At 64.8% G+C, this 24,188-nt stretch carries 24 protein-coding genes and 1 pseudogene; 14 read left to right on the forward strand and 11 right to left on the reverse strand.

What is annotated here, in order from left to right; translation table 11 throughout:
* Positions 1 to 156: 156 nt before the first annotated feature.
* Entirely contained in the window at positions 157 to 2,202 is a 2,046-nt protein-coding gene (locus ABE434_RS17500) for a TonB-dependent receptor (RefSeq protein ID WP_346479708.1), read from the forward strand.
* A 114-nt stretch (positions 2,203 to 2,316) separates the two neighbouring features.
* Here ABE434_RS17500 and ABE434_RS17505 read toward each other — a convergent pair whose 3' ends face one another.
* Together ABE434_RS17505 and ABE434_RS17510 are read right to left on the reverse strand one after the other, a co-directional pair.
* Complete coding sequence (locus tag ABE434_RS17505) at positions 2,317 to 2,835, reverse strand: GNAT family N-acetyltransferase (protein ID WP_346479709.1); 519 nt, start codon at positions 2,833 to 2,835, stop codon at positions 2,317 to 2,319.
* A gap of 15 nt (positions 2,836 to 2,850) precedes the next feature.
* Positions 2,851 to 3,876, reverse strand: a complete 1,026-nt coding sequence (locus ABE434_RS17510) for an AI-2E family transporter (protein WP_346479710.1) — start codon at positions 3,874 to 3,876, stop codon at positions 2,851 to 2,853.
* 493 nt (positions 3,877 to 4,369) lie between these two features.
* Here ABE434_RS17510 and ABE434_RS17515 point away from each other — a divergent pair, with 493 nt between their 5' ends.
* The 5 genes from ABE434_RS17515 (at position 4,370) to ABE434_RS17535 (ending at position 10,034) form a co-directional block, all read left to right on the forward strand.
* The gene (locus ABE434_RS17515) at positions 4,370 to 5,656 is read left to right on the forward strand and encodes an HlyD family efflux transporter periplasmic adaptor subunit (RefSeq protein ID WP_346479711.1); all 1,287 of its coding nucleotides are present in this window, start codon (positions 4,370 to 4,372) and stop codon (positions 5,654 to 5,656) included.
* On the forward strand, positions 5,653 to 7,785 hold the full coding sequence (locus ABE434_RS17520) for a peptidase domain-containing ABC transporter (protein WP_346479712.1): 2,133 nt from the start codon (positions 5,653 to 5,655) through the stop codon (positions 7,783 to 7,785). The genes ABE434_RS17515 and ABE434_RS17520 overlap by 4 nt, the downstream gene beginning before the upstream one ends.
* 17 nt (positions 7,786 to 7,802) lie before the next feature.
* Positions 7,803 to 8,909 (forward strand): MvdC/MvdD family ATP grasp protein, encoded by a 1,107-nt coding sequence (locus ABE434_RS17525; protein ID WP_346479713.1) that lies wholly within the window; start codon positions 7,803 to 7,805, stop codon positions 8,907 to 8,909.
* A gap of 131 nt (positions 8,910 to 9,040) precedes the next feature.
* On the forward strand, positions 9,041 to 9,232 hold the full coding sequence (locus tag ABE434_RS17530) for a hypothetical protein (protein WP_346479714.1): 192 nt from the start codon (positions 9,041 to 9,043) through the stop codon (positions 9,230 to 9,232).
* 97 nt (positions 9,233 to 9,329) lie between these two features.
* Complete coding sequence (locus ABE434_RS17535; RefSeq protein WP_346479715.1) at positions 9,330 to 10,034, forward strand: hypothetical protein; 705 nt, start codon at positions 9,330 to 9,332, stop codon at positions 10,032 to 10,034.
* Between the two features lie 125 nt (positions 10,035 to 10,159).
* Here ABE434_RS17535 and ABE434_RS17540 read toward each other — a convergent pair.
* Positions 10,160 to 10,288 (reverse strand): annotated as a pseudogene (locus ABE434_RS17540) (single-stranded DNA-binding protein); the annotation flags it as partial.
* Between the two features lie 89 nt (positions 10,289 to 10,377).
* A complete protein-coding gene (locus tag ABE434_RS17545; protein ID WP_346479716.1) occupies positions 10,378 to 11,385 on the reverse strand; it encodes a LacI family DNA-binding transcriptional regulator in 1,008 nt (335 codons plus the stop codon).
* Between the two features lie 95 nt (positions 11,386 to 11,480).
* Between ABE434_RS17545 and ABE434_RS17550 the strand changes: the two genes are divergently transcribed.
* The 5 genes from ABE434_RS17550 to ABE434_RS17570 are packed head-to-tail and all read left to right on the forward strand — an operon-like array spanning position 11,481 to position 16,124.
* Complete coding sequence (locus ABE434_RS17550; RefSeq protein WP_346479717.1) at positions 11,481 to 12,533, forward strand: sugar phosphate isomerase/epimerase family protein; 1,053 nt, start codon at positions 11,481 to 11,483, stop codon at positions 12,531 to 12,533.
* A gap of 26 nt (positions 12,534 to 12,559) precedes the next feature.
* Positions 12,560 to 13,777, forward strand: a complete 1,218-nt coding sequence (locus tag ABE434_RS17555) for a nucleoside permease (protein ID WP_346479718.1) — start codon at positions 12,560 to 12,562, stop codon at positions 13,775 to 13,777.
* 12 nt (positions 13,778 to 13,789) lie between these two features.
* Positions 13,790 to 14,914 (forward strand): Gfo/Idh/MocA family oxidoreductase, encoded by a 1,125-nt coding sequence (locus tag ABE434_RS17560; protein WP_346479719.1) that lies wholly within the window; start codon positions 13,790 to 13,792, stop codon positions 14,912 to 14,914.
* A 19-nt stretch (positions 14,915 to 14,933) separates the two neighbouring features.
* Positions 14,934 to 15,812: a sugar phosphate isomerase/epimerase gene (locus ABE434_RS17565; protein WP_346479720.1), complete on the forward strand. Its 879-nt coding sequence runs from the start codon at positions 14,934 to 14,936 to the stop codon at positions 15,810 to 15,812.
* A 21-nt stretch (positions 15,813 to 15,833) separates the two neighbouring features.
* The gene (locus ABE434_RS17570) at positions 15,834 to 16,124 is read left to right on the forward strand and encodes a cytochrome c (protein WP_346479734.1); all 291 of its coding nucleotides are present in this window, start codon (positions 15,834 to 15,836) and stop codon (positions 16,122 to 16,124) included.
* A 39-nt stretch (positions 16,125 to 16,163) separates the two neighbouring features.
* On the opposite strand, the gene ABE434_RS17575 is transcribed toward ABE434_RS17570, so the two are convergent.
* The 6 genes from ABE434_RS17575 to ABE434_RS17600 all read right to left on the reverse strand — a co-directional run bounded on the left by ABE434_RS17575 (position 16,164) and on the right by ABE434_RS17600 (position 21,346).
* Complete coding sequence (locus ABE434_RS17575) at positions 16,164 to 16,922, reverse strand: DUF1080 domain-containing protein (protein WP_346479721.1); 759 nt, start codon at positions 16,920 to 16,922, stop codon at positions 16,164 to 16,166.
* The gene (locus ABE434_RS17580; RefSeq protein WP_346479722.1) at positions 16,922 to 17,497 is read right to left on the reverse strand and encodes a gluconate 2-dehydrogenase subunit 3 family protein; all 576 of its coding nucleotides are present in this window, start codon (positions 17,495 to 17,497) and stop codon (positions 16,922 to 16,924) included. The genes ABE434_RS17575 and ABE434_RS17580 overlap by 1 nt, the downstream gene beginning before the upstream one ends.
* On the reverse strand, positions 17,497 to 19,182 hold the full coding sequence (locus tag ABE434_RS17585) for a GMC family oxidoreductase (protein ID WP_346479723.1): 1,686 nt from the start codon (positions 19,180 to 19,182) through the stop codon (positions 17,497 to 17,499). The genes ABE434_RS17580 and ABE434_RS17585 overlap by 1 nt, the downstream gene beginning before the upstream one ends.
* 26 nt (positions 19,183 to 19,208) lie before the next feature.
* Entirely contained in the window at positions 19,209 to 20,111 is a 903-nt protein-coding gene (locus tag ABE434_RS17590; RefSeq protein WP_346479735.1) for a TIM barrel protein, read from the reverse strand.
* Positions 20,112 to 20,346: 235 nt separating this feature from the next.
* Positions 20,347 to 20,640, reverse strand: coding sequence for a hypothetical protein (locus tag ABE434_RS17595; RefSeq protein ID WP_179459535.1), 294 nt, complete (start codon positions 20,638 to 20,640; stop codon positions 20,347 to 20,349).
* Between the two features lie 160 nt (positions 20,641 to 20,800).
* Positions 20,801 to 21,346: a single-stranded DNA-binding protein gene (locus ABE434_RS17600; protein WP_346479724.1), complete on the reverse strand. Its 546-nt coding sequence runs from the start codon at positions 21,344 to 21,346 to the stop codon at positions 20,801 to 20,803.
* Positions 21,347 to 21,658: 312 nt separating this feature from the next.
* Here ABE434_RS17600 and ABE434_RS17605 point away from each other — a divergent pair, with 312 nt between their 5' ends.
* Positions 21,659 to 22,690 carry a LacI family DNA-binding transcriptional regulator gene (locus tag ABE434_RS17605; protein ID WP_179459549.1) on the forward strand — a complete coding sequence of 344 codons (1,032 nt, stop codon included), beginning with the start codon at positions 21,659 to 21,661 and terminating at the stop codon, positions 22,688 to 22,690.
* An 18-nt stretch (positions 22,691 to 22,708) separates the two neighbouring features.
* Here ABE434_RS17605 and ABE434_RS17610 read toward each other — a convergent pair whose 3' ends face one another.
* Positions 22,709 to 23,035 (reverse strand): hypothetical protein, encoded by a 327-nt coding sequence (locus ABE434_RS17610; RefSeq protein WP_176990115.1) that lies wholly within the window; start codon positions 23,033 to 23,035, stop codon positions 22,709 to 22,711.
* Between the two features lie 113 nt (positions 23,036 to 23,148).
* Here ABE434_RS17610 and ABE434_RS17615 point away from each other — a divergent pair, with 113 nt between their 5' ends.
* Entirely contained in the window at positions 23,149 to 23,745 is a 597-nt protein-coding gene (locus tag ABE434_RS17615) for a sigma-70 family RNA polymerase sigma factor (protein ID WP_346479725.1), read from the forward strand.
* Positions 23,742 to 24,158 (forward strand): hypothetical protein, encoded by a 417-nt coding sequence (locus ABE434_RS17620; protein WP_346479726.1) that lies wholly within the window; start codon positions 23,742 to 23,744, stop codon positions 24,156 to 24,158. Before ABE434_RS17615 ends, ABE434_RS17620 begins: the two co-directional genes overlap by 4 nt.
* Positions 24,159 to 24,188: the final 30 nt, after the last annotated feature.

The raw sequence follows: 24,188 nt of genomic DNA on the forward strand, positions 1-24,188 counted from the left end.
TCGAAGGGCCCATCAAGCATGCGGCGGTGGCAGCACTCAGGGGGAGGCGAACATCAATGCAATGTTATATTATTTCTTTCTTGCCACCCCCTCAACGAGCGACCTCCGTGCGCTTGCCCCACCCCTGTTCCCACGGCTACTGAAAGGCACAACTAGATGAGAACCAAGGCAATGGTGTCCGCCGTGCTGGCGACCCTGTGCGCCGGCGAAGCGCGCGCGCAGTCCAGCGATGCGGCAATCACCCTGGGCAGCGTGCACGTGCGGGAAGGCTCCCGCCGTCCCCTCGCCGCGAACCGCGTGCTGACCTCGGTGGATGTGATGGGCGGCGACCAGGTGCATCAGAAGAACGTCTCCAACAGCTGGGAACTGCTCGGCCAGATGCCGGGCATGCAGCTGACCGAAACCCGCCAGGGCGCGGAGTCTGGCAAGGCCACCTTCCGCGCGTTCAATGGCGAGGGCTACCTCAACGGCATCAAGATCCTGATCGACGGCATTCCCAGCAACGTCAACAGCGGCAACCAGCGCTTCATCGACATGGTGTTTCCGCTGGACATCGACTACATCGAGGTCGTGCGCGGCACCAACGACCCCCGCTACGGCCTGCACAACATCGGCGGCAACATCAATCTCGGCACCCGCCAGGGCGGTACCTACACCGATGCGCGGCTCACGTATGGCAGCTACAACACCCGCGAAGCGCAGGTCGCGATCGGACGCGAAGCCAACGGTGTCGCGCAGAACTACTTCCTGGCCTCGCAGGCCTCCGACGGCTACCGCGACCACGACCGTTCGAAGAAGTACTCGCTGGGCGGCAAGTGGTTCTACAGCGGCGACGGTGACCTGTTCAACCTCGGCCTGATCGCGCGCGTCTACCACCACGAAGCAGACGAGCCCGGCTTCATGACGGCTGAAGAGTTAGCCACGGACCGCCGCGGATCCGCGCTCAAGAATGCCAACGACGTCGACGACCGCGACATGCGCCATCTCAGCACCCATCTGGATCTGCAGCTCAGCGATACGGTGCACCTCAGCAACAAGCTGTACTACAACCGTTACGAGGACGACCGGCAGGTGACCTTCACCAGTTACGTGCCCGGCAACGCACCGCGCCAGCGCCGCCAGTGGGATGAGACACAGACCGGCCTGCTGAGCACGCTGACGTGGGCAGCCACGCCTGCGCTGACGGTCGAGGGCGGTCTCAACGCCGAGCACCAGGACAACACCTACCGTCGCCTGCGCTACGCCCATTCCGTTCCCACCGATTTCTCGACCCCGGCGCGGATCCAGAACGATGACCGCTACACGCTGGACAACTTCGGTGCGTACGTACAGGCCGTGTACCAGCCCACGCCTGCGTTGAAGATCGTGCCGGCCTACCGCGTCGACCGCTTCTCCGGCAGCACCCGCCTGCCGGGTGGCATCACCGCCCCGCTGCAGCGCTACGGCACCATCGAACAGCCCAAGCTGAGCGTGGTCTATGCGATCACCCCCGCGCTCAACGTCTATGCCAACTGGGGCAGGACGTTCCAGGTGCTGACCGGTTCCACCGCACCGGCCTACCTCACCGCCGGCCAGGACACGTTCCGGCCCTCGATCAATACCGGCAAGGAGGTGGGCATCAAGTTCACCCCGGCCGTCGGCACCGACGCGCGCATCGCGGTGTGGCGCCAGGACGCGACCGACGAAGTCGCCAACATGCCGGCCACCGGTACCTCGGTCGGCCTGGGCCAGACCCGTCGCGAAGGCGTCGATCTGCAGTTCAGCTCGCGCCTGGGCGACCACTGGACGCTGTGGGCTTCGCACGCGATCCAGCAGGCCAAGGTGGTCCGCGCGTTCACCGCCGACGGCAGCGCCCTCGCCGGCAACGAGGTCATCGCCACGCCGCGCTACATCAGCAACCTCGGGCTCGACTACCGCAGCAACCAACGCTGGAGCTTCGGGCTGCAGGGCCGGATGCAGGGCGATTACTATATTGAAGAGCGCAACACGCAGGGAAAATTCGGCGCCTTCGCGGTGCTCGATGCCAGCGCGTCGTACCAGCTGTCCGAACGGCTGAGTGTCGATGTGCAGGTCAAGAACCTGACCGGCCGCGACTACGCCTACGCGTGGTACGACACCTTCTTCTGGGGCGGCGATGACCAGCCGATGTTCTCGCCGGCACCGGGGCGCTCGGCGTACGTGTCATTGAACCTGAAGCTCTAGGGCAGCCCTGCCCTCACATCCGTTCGCCGGGCAGCCGGCTGGCCTGCTGCACCCAGGCACGGAACTGCGCTTCGTCCAGCGGCACGCCTTCCTCGATGCGCCGCACGCGGCTGATCAGCGTTGTGCGGGGGGCCGATAGCGGTAGACCAGATCCTTGGGGTCGGTCCGGGTGGCCATCGCATCCAACACGCCGCCAAGACGTCGCGCGACCTGGGCCGATGCGGCGTTGGTCGGTGTCATGTAGCTGACCAGGGTGGGCAACGCCAACGCGGAGAACGCCCAATCACGCAACGCTGCAGCGCCCTCAGTGGCGTATCCCTGGCCTTCATGGCCGGCGTACAGCAACCAGCCCAGTTCACTCTCCGGGAACAGCGGCCCATGATTGATCCCCACCTGCCCGATGCACTCGCCGGTCGCGGTCAGCTCGATCATCAACGCACCATGCCCCAGCAGCGGCCACTGCGCGAGGTCATGGCAGAACAGGCCCCAGGCCGAACGTTCGTCCATCGGCCCACCCACGCCGACCGCGCGGGGTGAGGCCAGGAAGGCGGCATAGGCCGGGAAATCGGACATGACCTGCGGGCGCAGGGTCAGCCGGGCGGTGGTAAGCGTGATGATGTCGTACGACGGCATGGGACGTTGCTCAGCTCAGATCCAGCGCTGGTCCAGCAGTTCGCGCTTGATGTAGGCGTAGAACACCGGCGCCGCGACCAGGCCCGGCAGACCGAAGGCAGCTTCCATCACCAGCATCGCCAGCAGCAGCTCCCACGCCCGCGCCTGTATTTCGCCACCGACGATGCGCGCGTTGAGGAAATACTCCAGCTTGTGGATGACCACCAGGTACAGCAGTGCGACCACGGCGACATAGAAGGACACCGACAGCGCCACGATGGTGATGACGGTGTTGGAGATGATGTTGCCCACCACCGGCAGCAGGCCGGCCAGGAAGGTGATCAGCACCAGTGTCTTGGACAGCGGCAGGTGTACGCCGAACAGCGGCAGCACCCCGAGCAGGAAGATGGCGGTGAACAGTGTATTGAGCAGGGATATCTTCACCTGCGCGAACACCACCTGGCGGAAGGCCGTGGCCAGGCGGCTGGTGCGGCCGATCAGCTCGCGCGCCAGCGGCCCCATTTTCGGCAGCGGCAGCTCGTCGTAGAGCGCGATCATCGCGCCCAGCACCATGCCGATCAGGATCCGCACGCTGATCTGCACCGCCGAGGTGCCGGCGATGCCCAGCTGCTGGCGGTGGGTGGCGGCCCAGTCGTTCATCGCCGTGCGCAGCGCCTGCAGGTCTTCGGGGATGTACGGCTGCAGCAGGTCCGGCACCTGGTGGCGGGAGGTATTGAGGATGTCCATCAGCCGCATCAGCAGCGCATCCGGGCCACCGGTTTCATTGCGGAAAAACGAGGCGATGCCGATCGCAGCGAGGGTCAGCACGCCGATGATCAGCGCCGACAGCACGATCACCGAGTAGGCCCGTGCGCGCCCCGGCGGCAGCTTGCCCTCGACGGTGGAGGCCAGCAGGTGGGTCAGGTGGAATACCAGCAGGCCCGACAGCAAGGTCACCACCAGGCCCAGCTTCAGGGTCAGCCACATGCCGAGCAGGATCAGCACCCAGGCCGCGATGCGGGCGGTGGGCGGCTTGGGCAACGCGGGGATCACTATCGACATGCGGGCGCATCCTGACGGGTGGCCCATGGTAGTGGATGTGCCCCCGCCTGCTGCGGGCAACCTGAAAGCGCCGTTCAATGAACAGACCTGCCGGTTGGCCAAGCCCTGTGGTGTCGCGCGTTCACCCACAGCAGCGAAGGCAGCCCGCCCTCGCCCACGAGAGCATTCAGATAGTGGAGCGCCGCCGTTGAAGGCCAGGTACCACGCGGACTGCGCCCCCAAATGTCCCGCCCACCGTTTGTCGGAATCATGCATGTTTCCGGCAGTGCCCCTGCGATTTTCCCGGCGACCCTTTCTTTCTCAACGAGCTTCATCAATAACACCCCAGACATTCTCCAGAATCGTGCATCTACGGCTCGCGTCTGGAAATGGCGCAACATATCGATCACGCACACGCAGCAAATTGACACCGCCTTGTCGGCGATGCTATCTATCAAGTCCGGTATCAAGGAAGTATCGCGCTGGCCTGGTCGCTACTGCATGAGGGCAATGGATGTCCGAGGGGCTGTTTCGAAATGAAGTACTGGAAGCCAGGCGCGACGAGAAGCTTGGCAAGGTGAGCCTGCGTGCGCCCCGCTTCGGCTGGGTATTCTTTGGCATCGGCATCGCCTCTGCATTGAGCATTTTCTGCCTGCTTGTTGTCGGCCGATACACGCGGCATGAGCGCGTGCAGGGCATGCTGGTGCCAGCAAACGGTCTGATTGTCGCCAGTCCGATGGGCTCCGGCGTTGTTTCCAAGGTACTGGTCCAGGAAGGCGAAACGGTGGCGCTCGGCCAGCCGCTCGTCGAGATTACCCTCGCCCAGGACAGTGTCGCCCTGGGAGAGACACAGACCCTGGTGGCCGCGCAATTGCGCGCCAAGCAGACGCGGCTCCGCTCAGATCTCGTTCTACATCGCGACCTCGGGACGATGCAGCGTGATGAGATGCATGACCGCCTGATCAACCTGCGCGCGCAGGCCGTAGAAAAGTCACGACAAGCAAGCCTGCAGAAACAGCGTGCCGACAGCGCCAATGATTTGTATGAAGAATGGCTGCGAGTGCAAGAAGCTGGCATCGTCAGCAGGTACCAGCTGCTCCAGCAGCGCGACGCTGCGCTTCAGCACCGCGCCAACCAGATAGATCTGGAAACGCAGCTGCGACAGCTTGAACAGCAGATCAGCGAGGCGACATCCGCGATGTCCCAGCTTGAGCCGAACCTGAAAAGCCGCGAGAACCAGACAAGTCGGCAACTGGCAGACGTGGAGCAATCATTGGTGGAGAACGCAGCACTTGCCGCCGTGGTGCTGCGCGCAAAGGTAGCCGGCACCGTGACCAATGTGCTGATCAAACCCGGTCAAGCGGTCTCGGCCGGGCAGACCGTGCTCAGCGTGGTACCCGAGAAGTCACCACTGCTCGCGGAGCTATGGGTGCCATCCAGTGCGATCGGATTTGTAGACGTCGGAAAACCTGTGACCATTCGCTACGAGGCGTACCCATTCCAAAAGTTCGGCCAGCAACGCGGCCAGGTCATGTCCGTCTCGCGCAGCGCTACTCCACCGGATGCCCAGGCCCTGCTGCTCGGCACTAGCGTGACTGCACCTCGATACCGTGTTGAGGTCGCGCTGCTGAGCCAACGAATTTCAGTGTACGGCAAGGAGGAGAAGCTGCGCCCTGGAATGGCGCTGGACGCGGACATCAGCCTTGAAAGCCGACGCCTGATCGAATGGATTTTCGACCCTCTGTACAGCCTCTCGGTCAATCGCCGCGCCGTAGAGGTCGCAACGATGGATTCGCGATGAGCACGTCGTCATTCTTAGCGTGGATAAGTGCGCGTCGACTGCCGATGGTCCATCAATCCGAAGCAGCTGAGTGCGGATTGGCGTGCCTGGCCATGGTGGCCAACTTCCACGGGCACGATCTTGATCTATCGAGCCTGCGCAGGCGGTTCGACACGTCGCTGAAGGGCATGCACCTGGCCAGCCTGATGCAGATCGCCGACTCGCTAGGGCTTGAGTCGCGGCCGATCAAAGTAGACCTGGAGGACGTTGCCGCTGCCCGGCTGCCCTGCATCCTGCACTGGGATATGACACATTTCGTCGTTCTCAAGCGCGTGACCGCGCGTGGACTGGAAATACATGATCCCGCCAGAGGGGCACGCCAGTTGACGCTAGCCGAAGCGGGGCGGCACTTCACCGGCGTCCTGCTGGAGCTCAGCCCGCGCGCGGGGTTCACCCCGATCAGAGAAAGCCGATCCATCAGCCTCCGCCGACTGGCGGGAGACATGCCCGGGTTGCCTGGATCGATCGTCCAGCTACTCGGCCTGGCACTTGCCATCGAAGTCCTGGCGCTGACACTGCCATTCCAGGCGCAGTGGGTCATCGATCACGTCATCCTGTCGACCGACCGCAGCCTTCTTGCCGTCATGACGATAGGCTTTGCGCTGGTCCTGCTCATTTCCGCGGCACTACAATTGGTCCGCGCATGGATCATCAGCTGGCTTGGTGCCGCGCTTAACACCGAGTGGATTGCTAACCTGTTCAGCCACCTGCTCAGACTTCCGTTGGCGTTCTTCCAGAAGCGGCACATGGGTGATGTGCTTTCTCGATTCTCGTCTGTTCATGCCATCCAGAACACGTTGACTGGAAGCTTCATCGAGGCGGTGCTCGATGGCGTGATGGGCCTCCTCGCGCTGGTGATCATCTGGCTCTACAGCGCCCAGCTGACACTGCTCGTAGGAGCTACGGTCACACTGTATGTCGCTACCCGATGGGCTTTGTACAGACGTCTGTGGCACCTCACCGAAGAGCAGCTGGTCTACTGGGCAAACCAGCAGAGCGAGCTCATGGAATCGATTCGTGGCATCCAGGCCATCAAGCTTGGCAACAAGCAGGCCCTGCGTCGAGCGCGACTGGCCAGTGCAACGATGGAGGCGAACAAGCGTGCCATGCAGGTCCAACGACATACGCTGGGCTTTGGCGTCATGGGCAATACCTTCTTTGGCCTGCAACGCGTCCTGATCATTGCGCTTGGCGCGCACATGGTGATGCTGGGCGAATTCTCCGCTGGCATGCTCATTGCCTTCGTCGCATATGCCGACCAGTTCTCGCAGAAGACCGGTGGTCTTGTCGACAAGATCGTCGAGTTCCGCATGCTGAAACTGCATGCAGAACGGATTGCGGACATTGCGCTGGCAGAGCAGGAGCAGCATGTGCAAAGCACGCACAGTGGCCAGGCACCAAGTCCGCGCATCCGGTTGAGAAACCTGGGATTTCGATACTCCCCATCGGATCCCTGGGTTTTCCGTAATGTCTCGGTCGAATTCAATGAAGGTGACTCCGTCGCCATCGTCGGGCCGAGCGGGTACGGAAAGAGCACGCTTGCTCGCCTGATGGTCGGCCTGCTCGAACCATCCGAAGGAACCGTCGAGGTTGATGGCGTTGACATCCGCTCCTTCGGCCTTGCCAGATACAGGGATCTATTGGGCGTGGTGATGCAGGACGATGCGCTCTTCGCAGGCACCATCGCAGACAACATCGCCTTCTTTGATGATGCCGCTTCAATGGACGCCATCATCGAAGCAGCAACGACCGCCGACATCCATCGCGATATCGCCGCGCTGCCCATGGGCTACGAATCGCTCGTCGGGGACATGGGCGCGGCGCTGTCAGGTGGACAGCAGCAGCGACTGCTCTTGGCGCGCGCGTTCTACAAGAAACCCTTGATTCTCATACTTGACGAGGCCACCAGTCACCTGGACGCAAGGACGGAACAGGTCATCAATCATCACGTCGCCGGCTTGGCAGCAACGCGAATCGTCTTCGCCCACCGCCAGGAAACCATTGCCAGTGCGAACCGGGTAGTAGACCTGACCGCATTCGCCCATCTGGAAGGACGCGACGCCTCTCCACTTCAGTCCGCCGCACCATGATGAAGGAGCCCGAGACCTTGAGTGACCATCCAGCAGCAGGCGTCTTCCAACCTGCAGAACCAGGTGGACCGCGTACGATCCTGATCCACACGATAGACGGGGATTTCCATGCGGCTGTGGTCGGCCACGCACTGCGTGGACGCGGAAACCGGGTGATAGAGTGGAGGGGCAACGACGTCCCGTTAGCCAGCAGCAGCACACTCAGGTTCGCCGAAGGCAGGCTGCACGGGGTGCTTCACACCAGAGACGGCAACATTTCTTCCGATGACGTGGAGGTAGTGTGGCACAGGCGCAGGCGCATACTGTCCGCCCCTTCCTACGTTGACCCACTCGACGAGGAATTTGCAACGGAAGAACTGCGGATGTCCGAGCGCTCCCATCCGGAAGCATTCGCTACTGCATTCTGGGTCAATCCTCATGTGTCCTCGCTTCTCTGCGAGTCGAAAGCTCGCCAGCTACGTTACGCACAGGACGCGGGACTGTTTATTCCCCGCACACTGATCAGTAATGACCCGGACGACATCCGTCAGTTCCTGTCCAGCGACCGTGCCTACATCTACAAACCGCTCGGCGGCCACGTCTGGGATGAGGAGGGAGTGGTACGCAAGACCTATACCGCCGGCGTGACGACTGAAGACCTACCCTCCGATCGTATCCTGCGCGCCACGCCGGGCATTTTCCAGGAGAAGATCGAAAAGTCGTATGAGGTGCGCGCGCAGTTCTTCGGCACGAGTTGCTTTGCCATCCGTATCGAGTCCTCGCAACTACAGAGCGGCGATATTGACTGGCGCTTGGATCAGCGTTCCATCGAACGCTGTGAGCCGGCACTCATGCCCGAAGAGGTGAAGCAAGCGTGCATCGCATTGATGACGCGACTCAGGATCGTCAGTGGCGGGTTCGACTTCATTGTCACGCCAGATGAAAAATGGTGTTTCATGGAGGTCAATGACGCAGGGCAGTTTCTATTCATTGAATCGTGGTGCCCGGATCTCCCACTCCTGGATGCGTTCTGTCAGTTTCTTGAGCATGGCAAGGCGAATTTCGCTTACTGCCCGCCGCAAACAGCATTATCCTTGAAGCAAGTCACAATTTCCGCGCACGAGCATGGTTTAATCTCGAAATAGATGGAATTGATATTCGCTTGCGGCAGGCAGGCGCACGGAGCGAATGGTCACCCGCACCTCGTGACCATCGCAGCCGCAGAGATACCTGCGGCTGACATGCGGCAACAGCCGCTACCAACAAGGAGAAGTTCATGTTCAAGAAGTCTGTCGTTCAGGGTGTTGAAGCATCCGAAGGTCGTGTGCTCGGACGTATTCTCTCGCGCGAAGAAGTCCTGAGTGTCGCCGGAGGAAACGGCACCAGTCAGCCGACGGATAGCTGGGTGGACAATCAGACATGCACCCCGAAGAGCGATCCGCCCGGCACTACCCATCCGAGCCTCTGATCCATTCTGATCTGCGCGCCGGCAGTTGATGCTCGCGCGCAAGCCTGGTGGCAGGGCATGCCCTGCTGCCAGGCATATTCCCTTCTACGAGTAATCCATGCGCCGTACTGACTTCCTGTTGACGACCTTGTTGCTGGGCATGCCGGGTGCGGCGCAGAGCACCCCGCCACCAAAGGCCGACGCCTATATTGAGTTTCTGTGGGCAAAGACACCGGCGGGCGCCATTGCGAGGCAGGAGACCCGCTCATTCGCACTGGATAGGCGCTTTGATCACCAGGTCTGCGTCGCGATCCTGAACGAAGATATCGCGGTCAGCAGCATGGAACTGCGGGCGATAGATCAAGCCGGGGAGCTGGTCAGCAGCAGGACATATCGCGATGTGGACGGAAGCAAGAGGTGTTTTTCTGCAGATTTCCCAACCACTGCAAAGGCCGGGACGTGGACTTACAAGATTCTTCTGAATGACCAGGAGGACGTAGTCGGTGAGCGCAAGATCGATGTCTTCGACACTGTGGATGCTCTGATCGCGCATACGGCCCCAGGATTGCCCTATGTTCTTGGCCGGCCAAACTACGATTCCTCGATTCCGCCAGATCGTTATGACGGTGAACTGGTGTGGATCATGCATATCAATCGAGATGGAACCGTCAGTCAGGTGGACATAGAGAGCTCCTCGGGGATCGGCATTCAAATGCAGCCCAAAGCAGTGGCCGCCGGCCTCATGTCACTGTTTCCGCCTGACCAAAGCCGCGGCCCCAATGCGACATTCCGCAGGCACCTTTCACTTCGCCCTGACAAGTAGGCCAAGCCCGGCGAGCTGCGCCGCGCCTTGGACGTCGATCAACGGGAAACCGCCACCCTCACCCGCGCAAAGTTCACCCTCCAGCGCGAAGGCTCGCGGCGCGCAATGTACTCGGGGCGCTCCTACGGGTTGCCATCCTTGTGCCAGCGAACGCTGGTGGTGGCCAAGCGGATGCGGGTGATCGCCATGCCGCCGTGGGTGTACTTCGCGCCCGGGGCATTACCGAGGTTGTCGACGCGGATGACTTTGTTGATACCACGGTACTGCCACGTTGCCTGCGGTCTTCATTGCACACCGTTGCGTTGTGGCGGTTCGAGCGATCTTGCCCCCACGCCCCCTGCGGTCACCTGCTCTCCGGCGCAGCCGTCGACCCCCGCACCATCAAACTGAAATCCAGCGTCTGCTGAAGCGGCACATCGACACGTTCGATGATGGCGAGCAGCAGGTTGACCGCGCGGGCACCGATCTCCCGCATCGGTTGCCGGATGGTCGTCAACGGCGGCGTGAGATAGGAGGACGACGCCAGGTCGTCGAAGCCGACCACGGACAGATCACCCGGCACGCGGATGCCCAGATCACGGCAGGCCGCCAGGACGCCCAGCGCCATCTGGTCGCTGAAGCAGAACACCGCGGTCGGCGTGGGCGCGCGGGCCAGCAGCGCCATGCCCGCCGCATGGCCGGACTCCACGGAAAAGTCGCCCGGCACCACGCTCAGGTGGCGCAGGCGGCCGCGCGCCCTGCCCGCGGCCCGGACCCCTTCGAGCCGTTGCTGGTGGAGGGGATTGTCGGGCGGCCCGCCCACCACGGCGATGCGTTCGTGCCCCAGTCCATACAGGTGGTCCATCACGGCGCGCGCGGCGGCCGCGTTGTCGATGTGGACACTGGGAATCCCGACCGCAGGATCGAACTCGCATCCATTGACCACCGGCGCAGCGGCGCCCAGCTGCTGGACGATCGCACGCGCCGTCGGCGGAAGGCGATGCCCCAGCACGATCAGACCGTCGGCCTCGTTGCGCCGGAGCATCTGCGCGTACCGCTCCTCGCGGTCGGGTTGATGCTGGGTATCCCCCAGCAGGACGGCGTAGCCGACGGCCTGCGCGGCATCCTCCGCCCCCTGCAGGATCTGGGCGAAGAACGGATTGGCGATGTCCGGGACGGTGACCAGGATCTTGCCGCTGCGCTGGGTCTTGAGCGTGCGGGCAACCGTGTTGGGCACATAGCCGAGTGCGGCGGCCGCCTGCTCGATGCGGGTACGCGTGGCCGGCAGGACTTTCTCCGGCCGGGACAGCGCCCGCGACACCGTGCCGGCGGAGACGCCGACGTGTTTGGCGATGTCGTAGATGGTTGCCATGGCGTTAGTGTTTCTGTCCGCTGTGCACTGCACAACGCGTCCTGCGAAAGCCCCTGCTAGGATAATGCAATCGATTGCATCGAGGATGAATCACGTTGAAGACGCTCAAGGGTCCAGCGCTGTTCCTGGCGCAGTTCATCGGCGACACACCTCCATTTGATCGGTTGGACACGCTGGCCAAGTGGGCCGCGGGTCTGGGCTATTCTGGCGTACAAGTCCCCACCAGCGCGCCCCACCTGTTCGATCTGGCCGAGGCGGCCCGCAGCCAGGCCTACTGCGACGACGTCGCCGGCATGCTGGCCGAACATGGTGTGCAGATCACCGAGCTGTCCACCCACCTGCAAGGGCAGCTGGTTGCCGTCCATCCCGCCTACGACAGCCTGTTCGACGGCTTCGCGCCGCCCGACAAACGTGGCGATCCGGCCGCCCGCCAGGCCTGGGCGGTGGAGCAGTTGCTGCTGGCCGCCAAGGCCAGCCAGCGCCTGGGATTGACGGCGCATGCCACGTTCTCCGGCGCGCTGGCCTGGCCTTATTTCTATCCGTGGCCGCAACGCCCGCCCGGGCTGGTGGAAGAAGCCTTCGCCGAACTCGGCCGTCGCTGGCGCCCGATCCTGGATGCCTTCGACGCCTGCGGCGTGGATCTGTGCTTCGAGATCCACCCGGGCGAGGACCTGCATGACGGCGCGACCTTCGAGCGCTTCCTCGACGTGGTGGACCACCACCCCCGCGCAAAGATCCTGTACGACCCCAGCCACCTGCTGCTGCAGCAGATGGACTACCTGGGCTTCATCGACCGCTATCACGACCGTATCGGCATCTTCCACGTCAAGGACGCGGAGTACCGCACCAGTGCGCGCAGTGGCGTCTATGGCGGCCACCAGGACTGGATCGATCGTCCGGGGCGGTTCCGCTCGCTCGGTGATGGGCAGATCGACTTCAAGGCGATCTTCTCGAAGTTCGCGCAGTACGACTTCCCGGGCTGGGCGGTGCTGGAGTGGGAGTGCTGCCTGAAGCACCCGGAAGACGGCGCACGGGAGGGCGCCGCCTTCATCCGCGACCACATCATCCACGTGACCGGGCGCGCCTTCGACGACTTTGCCGACAGCGGCACCGATCCTGGATCCCTGCGACGCATGCTGGGGATCTGAGCCATCACTGCCTGGGAGGGCAAGCCATGACGCACACCATGTCGCGCTTGGGCGCGATGATGTTTCTGCAGTTCTTCATCTGGGGGGCATGGTTCGTCACCCTGGGGACGTACCTGGTGCAGGGGCCGTTGCAGGCCAGCGCGAGCCAGGTAGCGACGGCGTTCCTCAGCCAATCGATCGGCGCCATCGTCGCGCCTTTCCTGGTCGGCCTGATCGCGGATCGCTACTTCGCGGCGCAGCGCATCCTCGCGGTGCTGCACCTCGCCGGCGCGGCGCTGATGTGGCTGGCGTCCACGGCGACGGACTTCAGCACCTTCTCCGCCTACGTCATGGGATACATGCTGCTGTTCATGCCGACGCTGGCGCTGGCCAACAGCGTGGCGATGCGGCACATGCACTCACCTGAGAAACACTTCCCGCTGGTGCGGGTGGCCGGCAGCGTCGGCTGGATCGTAGCGGGCGTGCTGATCGGCTGGCTGGGCTGGGAACAGGCGCATCGGCTCGAGCTGACGTTCCGGATGGCGGCGATGGCGTCGCTGGCGCTGGGCCTGTATGCGTTCACGCTGCCGCACACGCCGCCGCTTGCGCAGCAGCGCGACGCCGGGCTGGGGCAGATCCTGGGCCTGGATTCGCTGCGGCTGCTGAAGTCGCGCTCGTACCTGGTGTTCTTCCTGGCATCCATCGCCATCTGCATCCCGCTGTCGTTCTACTACAACTTCACCAACCCGTACCTCAACGACCTGGGCGTGCGCGGCGCGGCCGGCCTGCAATCCCTGGGGCAGGTCTCCGAAGTCCTGCTGATGCTGGCCATGCCGTTCCTGTTCGTGCGGCTGGGGGTCAAGACGATGCTGGCGGTCGGCATGGCCGCATGGGTGGTGCGCTACGCCATGTTCGCCTTTGGCGATGCGGGCGGCGGCTTCTCCCTGCTGGTGATCGGCATCGTGCTGCACGGCATCTGCTACGACTTCTTCTTCGTCACCGGCCAGATCTACACCGATGCGCATGCCGGCCCCGCTGCGCGCAGCAGTGCGCAGGGCTTCATCACCCTGGCCACTTACGGCGTGGGCATGTTGATCGGCACGTTCCTGTCCGGCGCGGTGGTCGAGCACTACACCACCGCCGCGGGCCCGGACTGGCAACGGATCTGGCTGTTCCCGGCCGGCGTCGCGCTGGTCGTGCTGGTCGCCTTCCTGCTGCTGTTCCGCGACCGGCCGGTGCTTGCCGCCGCGCCCACCACGCACTGAGGAACCCACCCGATGCGCAAGCTTGGAATCGCCATTGTGGGCACGGGCATGATCGGCGCCGTGCATCGTCGCGCGGCGCTGCTGGCCGGTGCCGAGGTGCGCGGCGTGGCCGCCTCTTCGCCGCAACGCGCAGAGGAGGTGGCGCAGGCGTGGAATGTTCCGCGCGGCTATCGTGACTTCGAAGAGGTGGTCACCGATCCCCAGGTGCAGGTCGTGCACATCTGTACGCCCAATCATCTGCACCGCCCCATGGCGCAGGCGGCACTGGAAGCCGGCAAACACGTGATCTGCGAGAAGCCGCTGGCGACGACGCTGGAAGACGCCGAGGCCCTGGCGGCATTGGCCGCCTCGACCGGGCTGGTCGCCACGGTGCCCTTCGTTTACCGCTACCACCCGGTGGTCCGCGAGGCACGCGCACGCATCGCGCAGGGCGAGCTGGGGCCGCTGCACCTGATCCACGGCAGCTACCTGCAGGACTGGCTGCTCGACCCCGCCAGCAACAACTGGCGCGTGGACCCGGCGCTGGGCGGCGCGTCGCGCGTGTTCGCCGACATCGGCTCGCACTGGTGCGACCTGGTGGAATGGGTCAGCGGCGAGCGTTTCGTCGACGTCAGCGCGGCTTTCGCCACCGTGATCGCCGAGCGCAGCACCGACACTGGGCAGAGCTTCACCACCGCGGTGGCCGGTGGCGCTATGCAGGCGGTCGCGAGCGAGGACGTGGCGGCGGCAATGTTCAGGACCGGCGCAGGTACGCTGGCGTCATTGACGGTCAGCCAGGTCTCGGCCGGACGCCACAATCGCCTCTGGTTCGAGATCGATGGCGCCAGGTCCAGCGTGGCATTCAACCAGGAGGACGCCGAGCGGCTGTGGATCGGCCTGCCCGACCAGCGCGAGGAGACCTTCGTGCGTGGGCCGGGGGCCGGCAGTGCCGAACAGCGCCGGCTGTCTGTCCTGCCAGCCGGGCACGCGCAGGGCTACGGCCATTGCTTCGAGGCGTTCGTCGCCGACACCTATCGCGCCATCGAAGGCGAGCGGCCGCAGGGCCTGCCCACCTTCGACGACGGACTGCGCTCGGCGCGGATCGTAGACCGCGTCATCGCATCGGCCAGGACACGTGCCTGGACCACCATCGGCTGACTCCCGGGAGACTCTCTTGATGAACACCTCTGTTCGCGGAACTGCAATCCTCGCTCTGCTGCTCGCTGCCCTGCCCGCCTTCGCGCACGACATGGTCACCCCGCAGCAGCCCATCGCCGTGCAGATGTACACACTGCGCAACGCCGGCTCGCTCGACCAGCAGTTGAAGATCGTCCATGACGCGGGCGTGGGTGCGGTGGAAACGGTGGGCACGCAGGGCGTCAGCGCCGCCGAACTCAAGCAGCTGCTGGACAGGTACGCGATCAAGGCGATTTCGTCCCACGTGCAACTGGCCGAGCTGCGCAGGGACCTGGACGGCGTGGTGGCCTTCAACCGGTCCATCGGCAACACGACGCTGGTGGTGCCCTACCTGGACGAAAAGGATCGGCCCACCGATGCCGCAGGCTGGACCGCACTGGGCCGGGAACTCGGCGGAATCGCGAGGCAGGCACGGGCCAAGGGCATGCAGCTGGCCTACCACAACCACGACTTCGAGCTGGTCGACTTCAACGGCAGGACAGGGTTGGAACTGCTGTTCGCGGCCGCCGGACCCGATCTGCTGACCGAGCTGGACCTGGCCTGGGTCGCGCGTGCGGGTCATGACCCGGCGGCCATGCTGGCGACATTCCGCGGCCGCCTGTTCGCGGTACACGCCAAGGACAATGCGCCGAAGGGTCACGCCGAAGACGAAGGCGGCTTTGCCGCCGTCGGCCAGGGTGTCCTCGACTGGAACACGATCCTGCCGGCCGCGGCTGATGCCGGGGTGCGGTGGTACATCATCGAACACGACCAGCCGCGTGATCCGGCCAAGGTCATCCAGGCCGGGGCGGACTACCTGCGCAGACACCTGACTGCCCGCCTGCCCGCCAGCGCACCGCGCCAGCCAGCAAAGGAGTAATGCTTGAATACGTGTTTCAGATTGATCCCGATCCTCGCCGTACTGGCGTCGATTGCGCTGCTTGTGCCTGAGGCGTGGTCCAAGGACGACCCTGCGGCCGGCGCGACCCTCTACGCAACCCACTGCACGGCCTGCCACGGTGCCGAGCGCGCCGGTGTTCCGCCAACGTTCCCCGCGCTCACCGACGTCGCCAAGCGGCTGCAGCCGGCGCAGATCAAGGAGAAGATCAGCAAGGGCGGCGGGTTGATGCCGCCGTTTCCACAGCTGTCGCCCCAGGAGATCGACGATATCGCCAGTTACCTGGCGCACTAGGCTGCCGGCGCCGGCGCCGGCAGCCGTTTCGTGTCGGCGCTACAGCTCTCGCACCCAGATGTTGCGGTAGCTGACCCTGGAATCGTGCTCCTGCAGGTAGATCGGCGCGCACGCATGCGGCGAGTACGAAGGCGCGCCGATGTACTCGGTCTTGCCGGCCAGGACGGTGTCGTTCTGCACCAGCACGCCGTTGTGCAGCACGGTGATGCGGGCGGGCGAGGTGAGCCCGCCGCCCGGCGAGAAGCGCGGTGCCTTCCAGATGATGTCGTAGGCCTGCCACTCACCTGGCGCACGCGAGGCGTTCACCAGCGGCATGGCCTGTTTGTAGAGCGAGGCCGCCTGGCCGTTGGCATAGGTCGGATTGTTGTAACTGTCGAGCACCTGCAGCTCATACAGTTCCTGCAGGAAGATGCCGCTGTTGCCCCGATCCTGGCCGTTGAAGCCCTTTGTCGCGATGGGCGAGCGCCATTCGACGTGCAGCTGGATGTCGCAGAAGCGCTGCCGGGTCCGGATGCCCTTGCTGCCGGGAACCACGGTCAGCGCACCGTCGGCGACGCTCCAAGGCACGCGCCCCCCCTGCTCGGACTCCCAGGCGGAAACATCCCTGCCATCGAACAGCACGACCGCGTCGGAGGGCGCACCGCCCGGCGGCGTGGCCACGCTCGCGGGCACGGGGGTCCACACCTCGGTCTTCGCTGGATCGCGCGCGGGATCACTGTTGGCCTGTGCAGACACAGCTGCGGTGGCCAGCAGGCCCACCGCCATCAGCAACGGGCGGGTCATGATGCTGCGGTCCATCAGCTGGTCCCCCAAGCGGGCGTACCGGGAACATAGGCGAGGTCGCCGTCGTAGCGGCCCGGCACGGCGACATACTTCAGCACCTCGGTCGCGCCGACCTTCGACGTGAAGAAGCCGAAGATGGCGAGCTGCTTGATCATCGTGAAGTAGTGCGGCATCGCCTCGCCTGCTTCGGCGGTGCCGGTCTCGGTCACGTCGACCCCGTGCTTCATGGCTTCTGCATCCAGCGTGCGCAGGAGGCCGGTACGGTCCTGCGGCGCGAGTGAAACGAAGCGGCCCCCGGCGCGCTTGTCGATATCGACCAGGCCGGCGCGGAACGCCGCCTGCTGCTTCTGCGTGTAGCAGTCCGTGACGAACGTCGCCATGAACGCACCGGCGCCTGCGTCTTTCGCCCCCGGTGTTTTCGTCCGCGGCAGGATGGTCTCGGCAATCTCGTCCAGCGTGCCGACATCGGCGTCGGAGAAGGGCGTCTTCGGCCCTGCGGCAGGAGCCTGTGCCTGACCGAGCGCGGGCAGGCCGATCATGGCCGCACCGGTGGCGGCGACGATCATCTTCAGCAGTTCGCGGCGGTCCATCAGAGATTCCCCGCTTTCAGTTCGCGCACGGCGTGGTCGGCTGCCCGCGCGGTCAGCGCCATGTAGGTCAGCGACGGATTCACGCACGCGCTGGAGGTCATGCAGGCACCGTCGGTCACATAGACATTGGGCGCATCCCAGACCTGGTTGTGCTGGTTCAGCACGGAGTTCCTGCGGTCACGTCCCATGCGCGCGGTCCCCATCTCATGGATGCCCTTGCCCGGGGCGTAGTCGTTGTCGTGCATCTCCACGTCCTTGACGCCGGCGGCCTCCAGCATCTCGGCGGCATCGGCGGCCATGTCCTTGCGCATGGCCATTTCGTTGGCGCGCATGGAAACGTCCATCGCCAACACCGGCAACCCCCACTTGTCCCTGCGGTCCGGGTCGAGGCGGATCGTATTGTCGTGGTGCGGCAGCATCTCGCCGAACCCGGTCATGCCGATGCGCCAGTCGCCGGGTACGGTCAGCGCCTCCTTCAGGTCCGCACCGATGTTCAACTCGGCGATCTCGCGCGACCACCCGTTGCGGCTCGCGCCGCCCTGGTAACCGAATCCCCGCATGTAGCCGCGTTTTTCCTCGGCGACGTTGCGGAAACGCGGGATGTAGAAGCCGCAGGGACGCCGGCCGAAGTAGTACTTGTCCTCAAAGCCCTCGACCCGGCCGGAGGCTCCCGCGCCGAAATGATGGTCCATCACGTTGTGCCCCAGTTCGCCGGACGAAGAGCCCAGCCCGCCCTCCCATACATCGGTGGCCGAGTTCATCAGCAGCCAGGTCGAGTTGAAGGAGGAGGCGTTGAGGAAGATCACCTTGGCCGTGTACTGGTAGGTCTGCCCGGTCTCGGCATCGATGACCTCCACGCCGCGCGCACGCTTGCGATCCTTGTCGTAGAGCACTTCCTTGACGATCGAGAAGGGGCGCAGGGTCAGGTTGCCGGTCTTCATGGCGGCCGGCAGCGTCGCCGACTGGGTCGAGAAGTAGGCGCCGAAGGGGCAGCCCAGGATGCACTTGTTGCGGTACTGGCAGTTGACACGCCCCTGCTCGGGCATGGGCTGGGTGATGTTGGCGGTGCGCGAGTGGATCATGTGCCGGGTGCCGCCGAAGGCCTTTTTGATCCGCGCGGCCACGTCCTTTTCGACGATGTTCAACGGGATCGGCGGCAGGAACTGGCCGTCCGGCAACACATCCAACCCTTCGCGCGTGCCAGCGATGCCGGCGAACTTCTCCACGTAGTCGTACCACGGCGCGATGTCGGCGTAGCGGATCGGCCAATCGGTAGCGATGCCCTCCTTGAGATTCGCTTCGAAATCCAGATCGGAGAAGCGATAGCTCTGCCGGCCCCACATCAGCGAGCGCCCCCCGACGTGATAGCCGCGGAACCAGTCGAACCGTTTGGTCTCGATGTAGGGCGATTCCTGTTCGTCGGCCCACATCCCCTGCAGGTTCTCGGCCAGCGCGTAGTCGCGCATCAGTACCGGGAACGCGGCCTTCATCGCCTGGGTGGGCCGGTTACGATGCGGGAAGTCCCACGGCTCCTTCATCGCGTTGACGTAGTCCTTCACGTGCTCGATGTTGCGTCCACGTTCCAGCATCAGGACTTTGAGGCCCTTCTCGGTCAGCTCCTTTGCCGCCCAACCGCCACTGATTCCCGAGCCAACAACGATGGCGTCGTAATGATTGTCTGCCATGGATCTCTCACCTGGTGGATATCGTTTCAGACGTCGCAGAGGCGGATCGCCTCGCGCAGCGAGCCGACGGGATCCGGCGCTGCAGGCATGAATTCCTGCGCCAGATACCCATCGAAACCGGTGTCGCGGATCGCGCGACAGATGGCGGGATAGTGGAGTTCCTGCTGGTCTCCGATCTCGTGCCGGCCAGGCACGCCCGCGGTGTGGTAATGCTTGAAGCAGGCGTGATGCCTGCCGATGGTGGCGATGATGTCGCCCTCCATGATCTGCATGTGGTAGATGTCGTAGAGCAGGCCGAAATGATCCGAGCCGATCCGTTGGCACAGCTCGACGCCCCAGGCGGAGGTGTCGCAGAGGTAGTCGGGATGATCGACCCTGGAGTTCAGCAACTCCATCACCAGCACGACGTTGCGTTTCTCGGCGTGCCGGAGGATGCGCTTGAGCCCCGTTTCGGCATGGGCCATGCCTTCCTCGGGGTCCATGCCGTTGCGATTGCCGGAGAAGCAGATGAGGTTGCGGTAGCCGGCATCGGCGACCAGATCGATGTGCCGCGTGTAGCGCTCCACCAGTTGGTCGTGGAACTCGCGGCCGGCAAAGCCCTTGGTCAGGCCCAGCTCTGCGCCGTTGCACATCGAACTGTCCACGCCATGGGCCTTCAGCGTGGGCCAGTCCTCCGGGCCGACCAGATCAATGGCGGCGAACCCGATGTCCTGCACCGTCCTGCACAGCTGGGCGACCGACTGCTGCGGAAAGGTCCAGCGGGCGACGGCGTGCTTCAGGTTGCCCTTGAGCGGCGCGGCGGCGGCAAACGCCGGCAGCACGCCCGCAGCACCCAGCCCAAGGCTCGCGGCGGCCGCCAGGCGCAGTGCGTCGCGCCGCGTGATCCCCGGCCCCGATGCCGGCGCCGGTCTGATCGAATGGATGGACATCCGTCTTCCGGCCTCCCAACCGGTATCAAACGCTGACGATCCGCTGCAATGCAATCGATTGCACCATAGAGGAGGAGATCGTTTTTTTGCAAGACGCGGTGCACGAAAACGCATGTTGCGGGGCACAACGCGCGTACTGCCTGTCGCCGCGTGCGTGCGATGGGAGGGCGGCCTGCCACGCAATCGCGTTCGCCGGGCTGCGGGAGGACAGCGACGCCGCGCGGCAGGCATCCGCTCATCGCCGGCGATGCATCGCCTGGCGCAGCTGCTCCCGCGCCTCCGGGTCAGCCTCGATCATGCGGCGCAGCGAGCGATAGACATACGCGCGGCAGAGCCCCGGCCAGGCGACCAGCAGATAGACCGCGCCGGCGATCAGCCACGCATTCGGTGCCTGCTTCATCAGGCCGGTATGACCACCGGTCGCGGCCACTGCCAGGATCACCAGCAGCACCCAACGGAACCAGCGCCAGAACCGCATTCCCCAGTCGACATTGAGCACGTGCTTGAGTTCCTGGTCGGTCAGTCGCATGCCGTCACTCCTTCCTTGAGCAATGACCCATCGTGCCACGACCAGAGATGGAAGACCGGCGTCAGACACGCAGGAACCCGAACGTCCCGTGCAGAAAAGAAAAACCCCAGCAAGCACGGGGGCTTACCGGGGTTTCATCTGCATCCGTAAAAATCAGGAATCAGAACGGAATGTCGTCATCAGCGAAGTCGTCCATCGGCGGCGCCGACTGCTGCGGGGCCTGCTGCTGCGGGCGCTGCTGGCCGTAGCCACCACCACCGCCGCCGCGCTGACCACCACCGCCACCACCACCACCACCGCCGTACTCCTGGCGCGGGGCCTGCGGGCGCTGCGGACGTTCGCCGCCAGCACCGCCGCCACCGCCGCCGCCTTCACGGCCGCCGAGCATCTGCATCTCATCGGCGATGATGTCGGTGGAGTACTTCTCCACGCCGTCCTGGCCGGTGTATTTGTCGTAACGCAGGCTGCCTTCGACGTAGACCGAGCTGCCCTTGCGCAGGTATTCACCGGCGATTTCGCCGAGCTTGCCGAAGAACACCACGCGGTGCCATTCGGTACGCTCCTGCTGGTTGCCATCCTTGTCCTTGCGGACGCTGGTGGTGGCCAGGCTGATGCGGGTGATCGCCATACCGCCCTGGGTGTACTTCACGTCCGGGTCGTTGCCGAGGTTGCCGACCAGGATGACTTTATTGATGCCGCGCGCCATAGGGTTGCTCTTCCGTTGTCCGAGGGCAGGCCGCAGTCATATCACAGCCCCGGACAGGCTGCAGATACGCGGGGCCGCCCCAGGTGAAATTGGGGGAATCCAGAACGGCCCATCTTATCATTGCCATCGTCCCCGGCCCTGTCGGAATTCCGGCCGGAAGCGACCGGAAACCTGCTCGAGCCATATGCCGCAAGGGTGACGGCGGTTGGGCCCGCAGGCTGCCGCCCGCTGGCGCGGGGGCCCTCCCTCCGCCCGGCCCGGCCCTGGCGGCGCATGGCATGATGTCCGTTCACTGTTCCCACGCCTGCAGCAATGACCATCCGCGGTAAAGCCACCTCCCTCGATATCGCCCACCTGGCCGGCGTCTCCCAGCCAACGGTGTCGCGGGCGCTGCGCGGCAGCCCGATGGTCAATGCCGAGACCCGGCAGCGGATCCTGGCCATCGCCCGGGAGCTGAACTACAAGGTCGACAAGAACGCCTCCAGCCTGCGCCTGCGCAATGCCGGCACGCTGGCCCTGCTGTTCTTCGAGGACCCGACCAACGACGACTCGCTGATCAACCCGTTCTTCCACGCCATGCTGGGCTCGATCACGCGCGCCTGCGCGCTGCGCGGCTACGACCTGCTGGTCTCCTTCCAGCAGCTGTCCACCGACTGGCAGGCCGATTACGAGGACAGCAACAAGGCCGACGGCATCATCCTGCTCGGCTACGGCGACTACCACGAGTCGCGCGAGCGCCTGCAGCGGCTGGTCGAGCAAGGCACCCATTTCGTGCGCTGGGGAGCGTCCCTGCCCGACCAGCCGGGTGTCTCGATCGGCAGCGACAATTTCCAGGGCGGGTTCGACATCACCGCGCACCTGCTCGACCAGGGCTGCCGCCGGATCGCCTTCGTCGGCCACGCCTCCAGCCACTATCCCGAATTCGAGCAGCGCTACCGCGGCCACGTCGAGGCGATGCGGGTGCGCGGCCTCACCGCCGAGCCGTCGCTGCAGCACGATGCGATCACCACCGAGCAGTCCGGCTTCGATGCCTGCCAGGCGCTGTTGGCAGGCGGCGAGCGTATCGATGGGCTGTGCGCGGCCAGCGACCTGATCGCGATCGGCGCGATGCGTGCCCTGCGCGAACATGGGCTGCGCGTCCCGGAGGATGTGGCCGTCACCGGTTTCGATGACATCCCGCTGGCCGCCTCGGTGTCCCCGCCGCTGTCCACCGTGCAGCAGGACACCAAGCAGGCCGGGCACCTGCTGGTGGAAAAGCTGCTGGCACTGATCGAAGGCCAGCCGGTGGAAGGCCAGAGCATCGCGGTGAAGCAGGTGCTGCGGGAATCCTCGCTGCGCGGCTGAGCATCCACCGCTGTCGGCTTATTTCAAACGACGATCCAGCACGAAGTACACGACATTGCCCAGCCCGGTCGCACCGAGCAGCAGCGCAATCGCCCCGGGCGTGACCCGGTCGATGCCGAGGACATCCACCAGCCCGAAACCGAGCGCAAGGGCCAGCATCACGCAGCCCCAGTGCAGCGCGGCCAGCCGCCGCTTGGTGGTGTCGCCGGCCAGCAGTGAGCGCACCAGCTCTTCCGAGCCGCGGGCTTCGACGATCCGCCGCCGGGTGTGGCCGTCGACCACGCTCTTGATGGCATACACGATGCCGAGGATCAGGACGACGGGCAGAATCAGGTTGTAATCCATGGTGCGTACGTTCCGTTGAGGAGGGGCTTGTCCACTGAGATACAGCCGGGGCGGGATCGGTTGCACGGGCCCCGGTTGCAACCGATGGCGCACTCGACGTATCCCTATGGGACATGCGCGCGCCGCCCACCCCTGCCGACTGCCTCGACGCCGACCGTGCCCTGGTCGCCGCCATCCTGTCGCGGCAGCCCGGGGCGTTCGAGCAGCTGGTGCGCGAGTATCAAGGACTGTGCTGGCGCGTGGTCGACCGCATGGTCCGCCATCCGGACGACACCCGCGAGCTGTGCCAGGAAGCGTTCCTTCGCATCCATCAGACGCTGCATCAGTACCGCGGCGAGAGCGCACTGAAATCCTGGGTGGCGCAGGTCGCCTATTCGATCGCCAGGCGCCACCTGGAGCGACGCCGTATTCCGCTGGTGGACAACAGCGTGACCGAAGACGGTGCCGCGTTGATCGACCAGATCGGCGACGGCCACGACCTCGAGGCGCGGACCAGCGAGCAGGACATCAACGCCCATCTGCACGCCGCGATCGACGCGTTGCCGCCGCTGCAGCGCACCCTGCTCACGCTCTATCATCTGGAAGAGATCTCCATCGCAGAGATCGCCACCCTGACCGACCTGGCCGAAGGCACCATCAAGAGCCACCTGTTCCGCAGCCGCAAGCGACTACGCGAGCTGCTGGAATCCCGTATTGGAGTGCCCGCATGAGCACCGCAGACGATCCCCGGATCGACCCCGAGGAATGGCAGGCGCAGGAACGTGGCCTGCGCGCCGCCCTGAACGGCCAGCGCGCCGGCCCGGACGACGTCGACTACCTGCGCATCGCCGAGGCGATCGCCTCCGCACCACAGAACGGGCCGCCAATGCGCTTCGCCCGCGAGGTCGCCCTGCGCATCGCCCGCCATGACGCCGGCATCGAGCGCTGGGTGTCGCGGGTGCTGCTGGCCGTGCTGACCATCGCTGCCCTGGCAGTGGGCACCCTGTTCGGGCCGGCATGGTGGAGCGCGATAGAGCAGGCGGCGGGCAGCGCAGCAACCGGGTGGCTGCTCGCTGGCGCCGGATGCGTGGCGGTATCGTGGCTGGCGGCCCGTTGGCGGACGACCGGCCGCAGGCACCCATGACTTACGGCGGATGCAGCCTATCTGAATAGG

It is taken from the genome of Stenotrophomonas sp. TWI1183 (genome assembly GCF_039673115.1).
In the GTDB taxonomy this organism is placed as follows: Bacteria; Pseudomonadota; Gammaproteobacteria; order Xanthomonadales; family Xanthomonadaceae; genus Stenotrophomonas; species Stenotrophomonas maltophilia_AA.

What these genes read in the sequence shown, in the direction of transcription:
- ABE434_RS17500 (WP_346479708.1), top strand. Translation starts at nt 157, where the DNA reads ATGAGAACCAAGGCAATGGTGTCCGCCGTGCTGGCGACCCTGTGCGCC.
- ABE434_RS17505 (WP_346479709.1), bottom strand. Translation starts at nt 2,835, where the DNA reads ATGCCGTCGTACGACATCATCACGCTTACCACCGCCCGGCTGACCCTG.
- ABE434_RS17510 (WP_346479710.1), bottom strand. Translation starts at nt 3,876, where the DNA reads ATGTCGATAGTGATCCCCGCGTTGCCCAAGCCGCCCACCGCCCGCATC.
- ABE434_RS17515 (WP_346479711.1), top strand. Translation starts at nt 4,370, where the DNA reads ATGTCCGAGGGGCTGTTTCGAAATGAAGTACTGGAAGCCAGGCGCGAC.
- ABE434_RS17520 (WP_346479712.1), top strand. Translation starts at nt 5,653, where the DNA reads ATGAGCACGTCGTCATTCTTAGCGTGGATAAGTGCGCGTCGACTGCCG.
- ABE434_RS17530 (WP_346479714.1), top strand. Translation starts at nt 9,041, where the DNA reads ATGTTCAAGAAGTCTGTCGTTCAGGGTGTTGAAGCATCCGAAGGTCGT.
- ABE434_RS17535 (WP_346479715.1), top strand. Translation starts at nt 9,330, where the DNA reads ATGCGCCGTACTGACTTCCTGTTGACGACCTTGTTGCTGGGCATGCCG.
- ABE434_RS17545 (WP_346479716.1), bottom strand. Translation starts at nt 11,385, where the DNA reads ATGGCAACCATCTACGACATCGCCAAACACGTCGGCGTCTCCGCCGGC.
- ABE434_RS17555 (WP_346479718.1), top strand. Translation starts at nt 12,560, where the DNA reads ATGACGCACACCATGTCGCGCTTGGGCGCGATGATGTTTCTGCAGTTC.
- ABE434_RS17560 (WP_346479719.1), top strand. Translation starts at nt 13,790, where the DNA reads ATGCGCAAGCTTGGAATCGCCATTGTGGGCACGGGCATGATCGGCGCC.
- ABE434_RS17565 (WP_346479720.1), top strand. Translation starts at nt 14,934, where the DNA reads ATGAACACCTCTGTTCGCGGAACTGCAATCCTCGCTCTGCTGCTCGCT.
- ABE434_RS17575 (WP_346479721.1), bottom strand. Translation starts at nt 16,922, where the DNA reads ATGGACCGCAGCATCATGACCCGCCCGTTGCTGATGGCGGTGGGCCTG.
- ABE434_RS17580 (WP_346479722.1), bottom strand. Translation starts at nt 17,497, where the DNA reads ATGGACCGCCGCGAACTGCTGAAGATGATCGTCGCCGCCACCGGTGCG.
- ABE434_RS17585 (WP_346479723.1), bottom strand. Translation starts at nt 19,182, where the DNA reads ATGGCAGACAATCATTACGACGCCATCGTTGTTGGCTCGGGAATCAGT.
- ABE434_RS17590 (WP_346479735.1), bottom strand. Translation starts at nt 20,111, where the DNA reads ATGTCCATCCATTCGATCAGACCGGCGCCGGCATCGGGGCCGGGGATC.
- ABE434_RS17595 (WP_179459535.1), bottom strand. Translation starts at nt 20,640, where the DNA reads ATGCGACTGACCGACCAGGAACTCAAGCACGTGCTCAATGTCGACTGG.
- ABE434_RS17600 (WP_346479724.1), bottom strand. Translation starts at nt 21,346, where the DNA reads ATGGCGCGCGGCATCAATAAAGTCATCCTGGTCGGCAACCTCGGCAAC.
- ABE434_RS17605 (WP_179459549.1), top strand. Translation starts at nt 21,659, where the DNA reads ATGACCATCCGCGGTAAAGCCACCTCCCTCGATATCGCCCACCTGGCC.
- ABE434_RS17610 (WP_176990115.1), bottom strand. Translation starts at nt 23,035, where the DNA reads ATGGATTACAACCTGATTCTGCCCGTCGTCCTGATCCTCGGCATCGTG.
- ABE434_RS17615 (WP_346479725.1), top strand. Translation starts at nt 23,149, where the DNA reads ATGCGCGCGCCGCCCACCCCTGCCGACTGCCTCGACGCCGACCGTGCC.
- ABE434_RS17620 (WP_346479726.1), top strand. Translation starts at nt 23,742, where the DNA reads ATGAGCACCGCAGACGATCCCCGGATCGACCCCGAGGAATGGCAGGCG.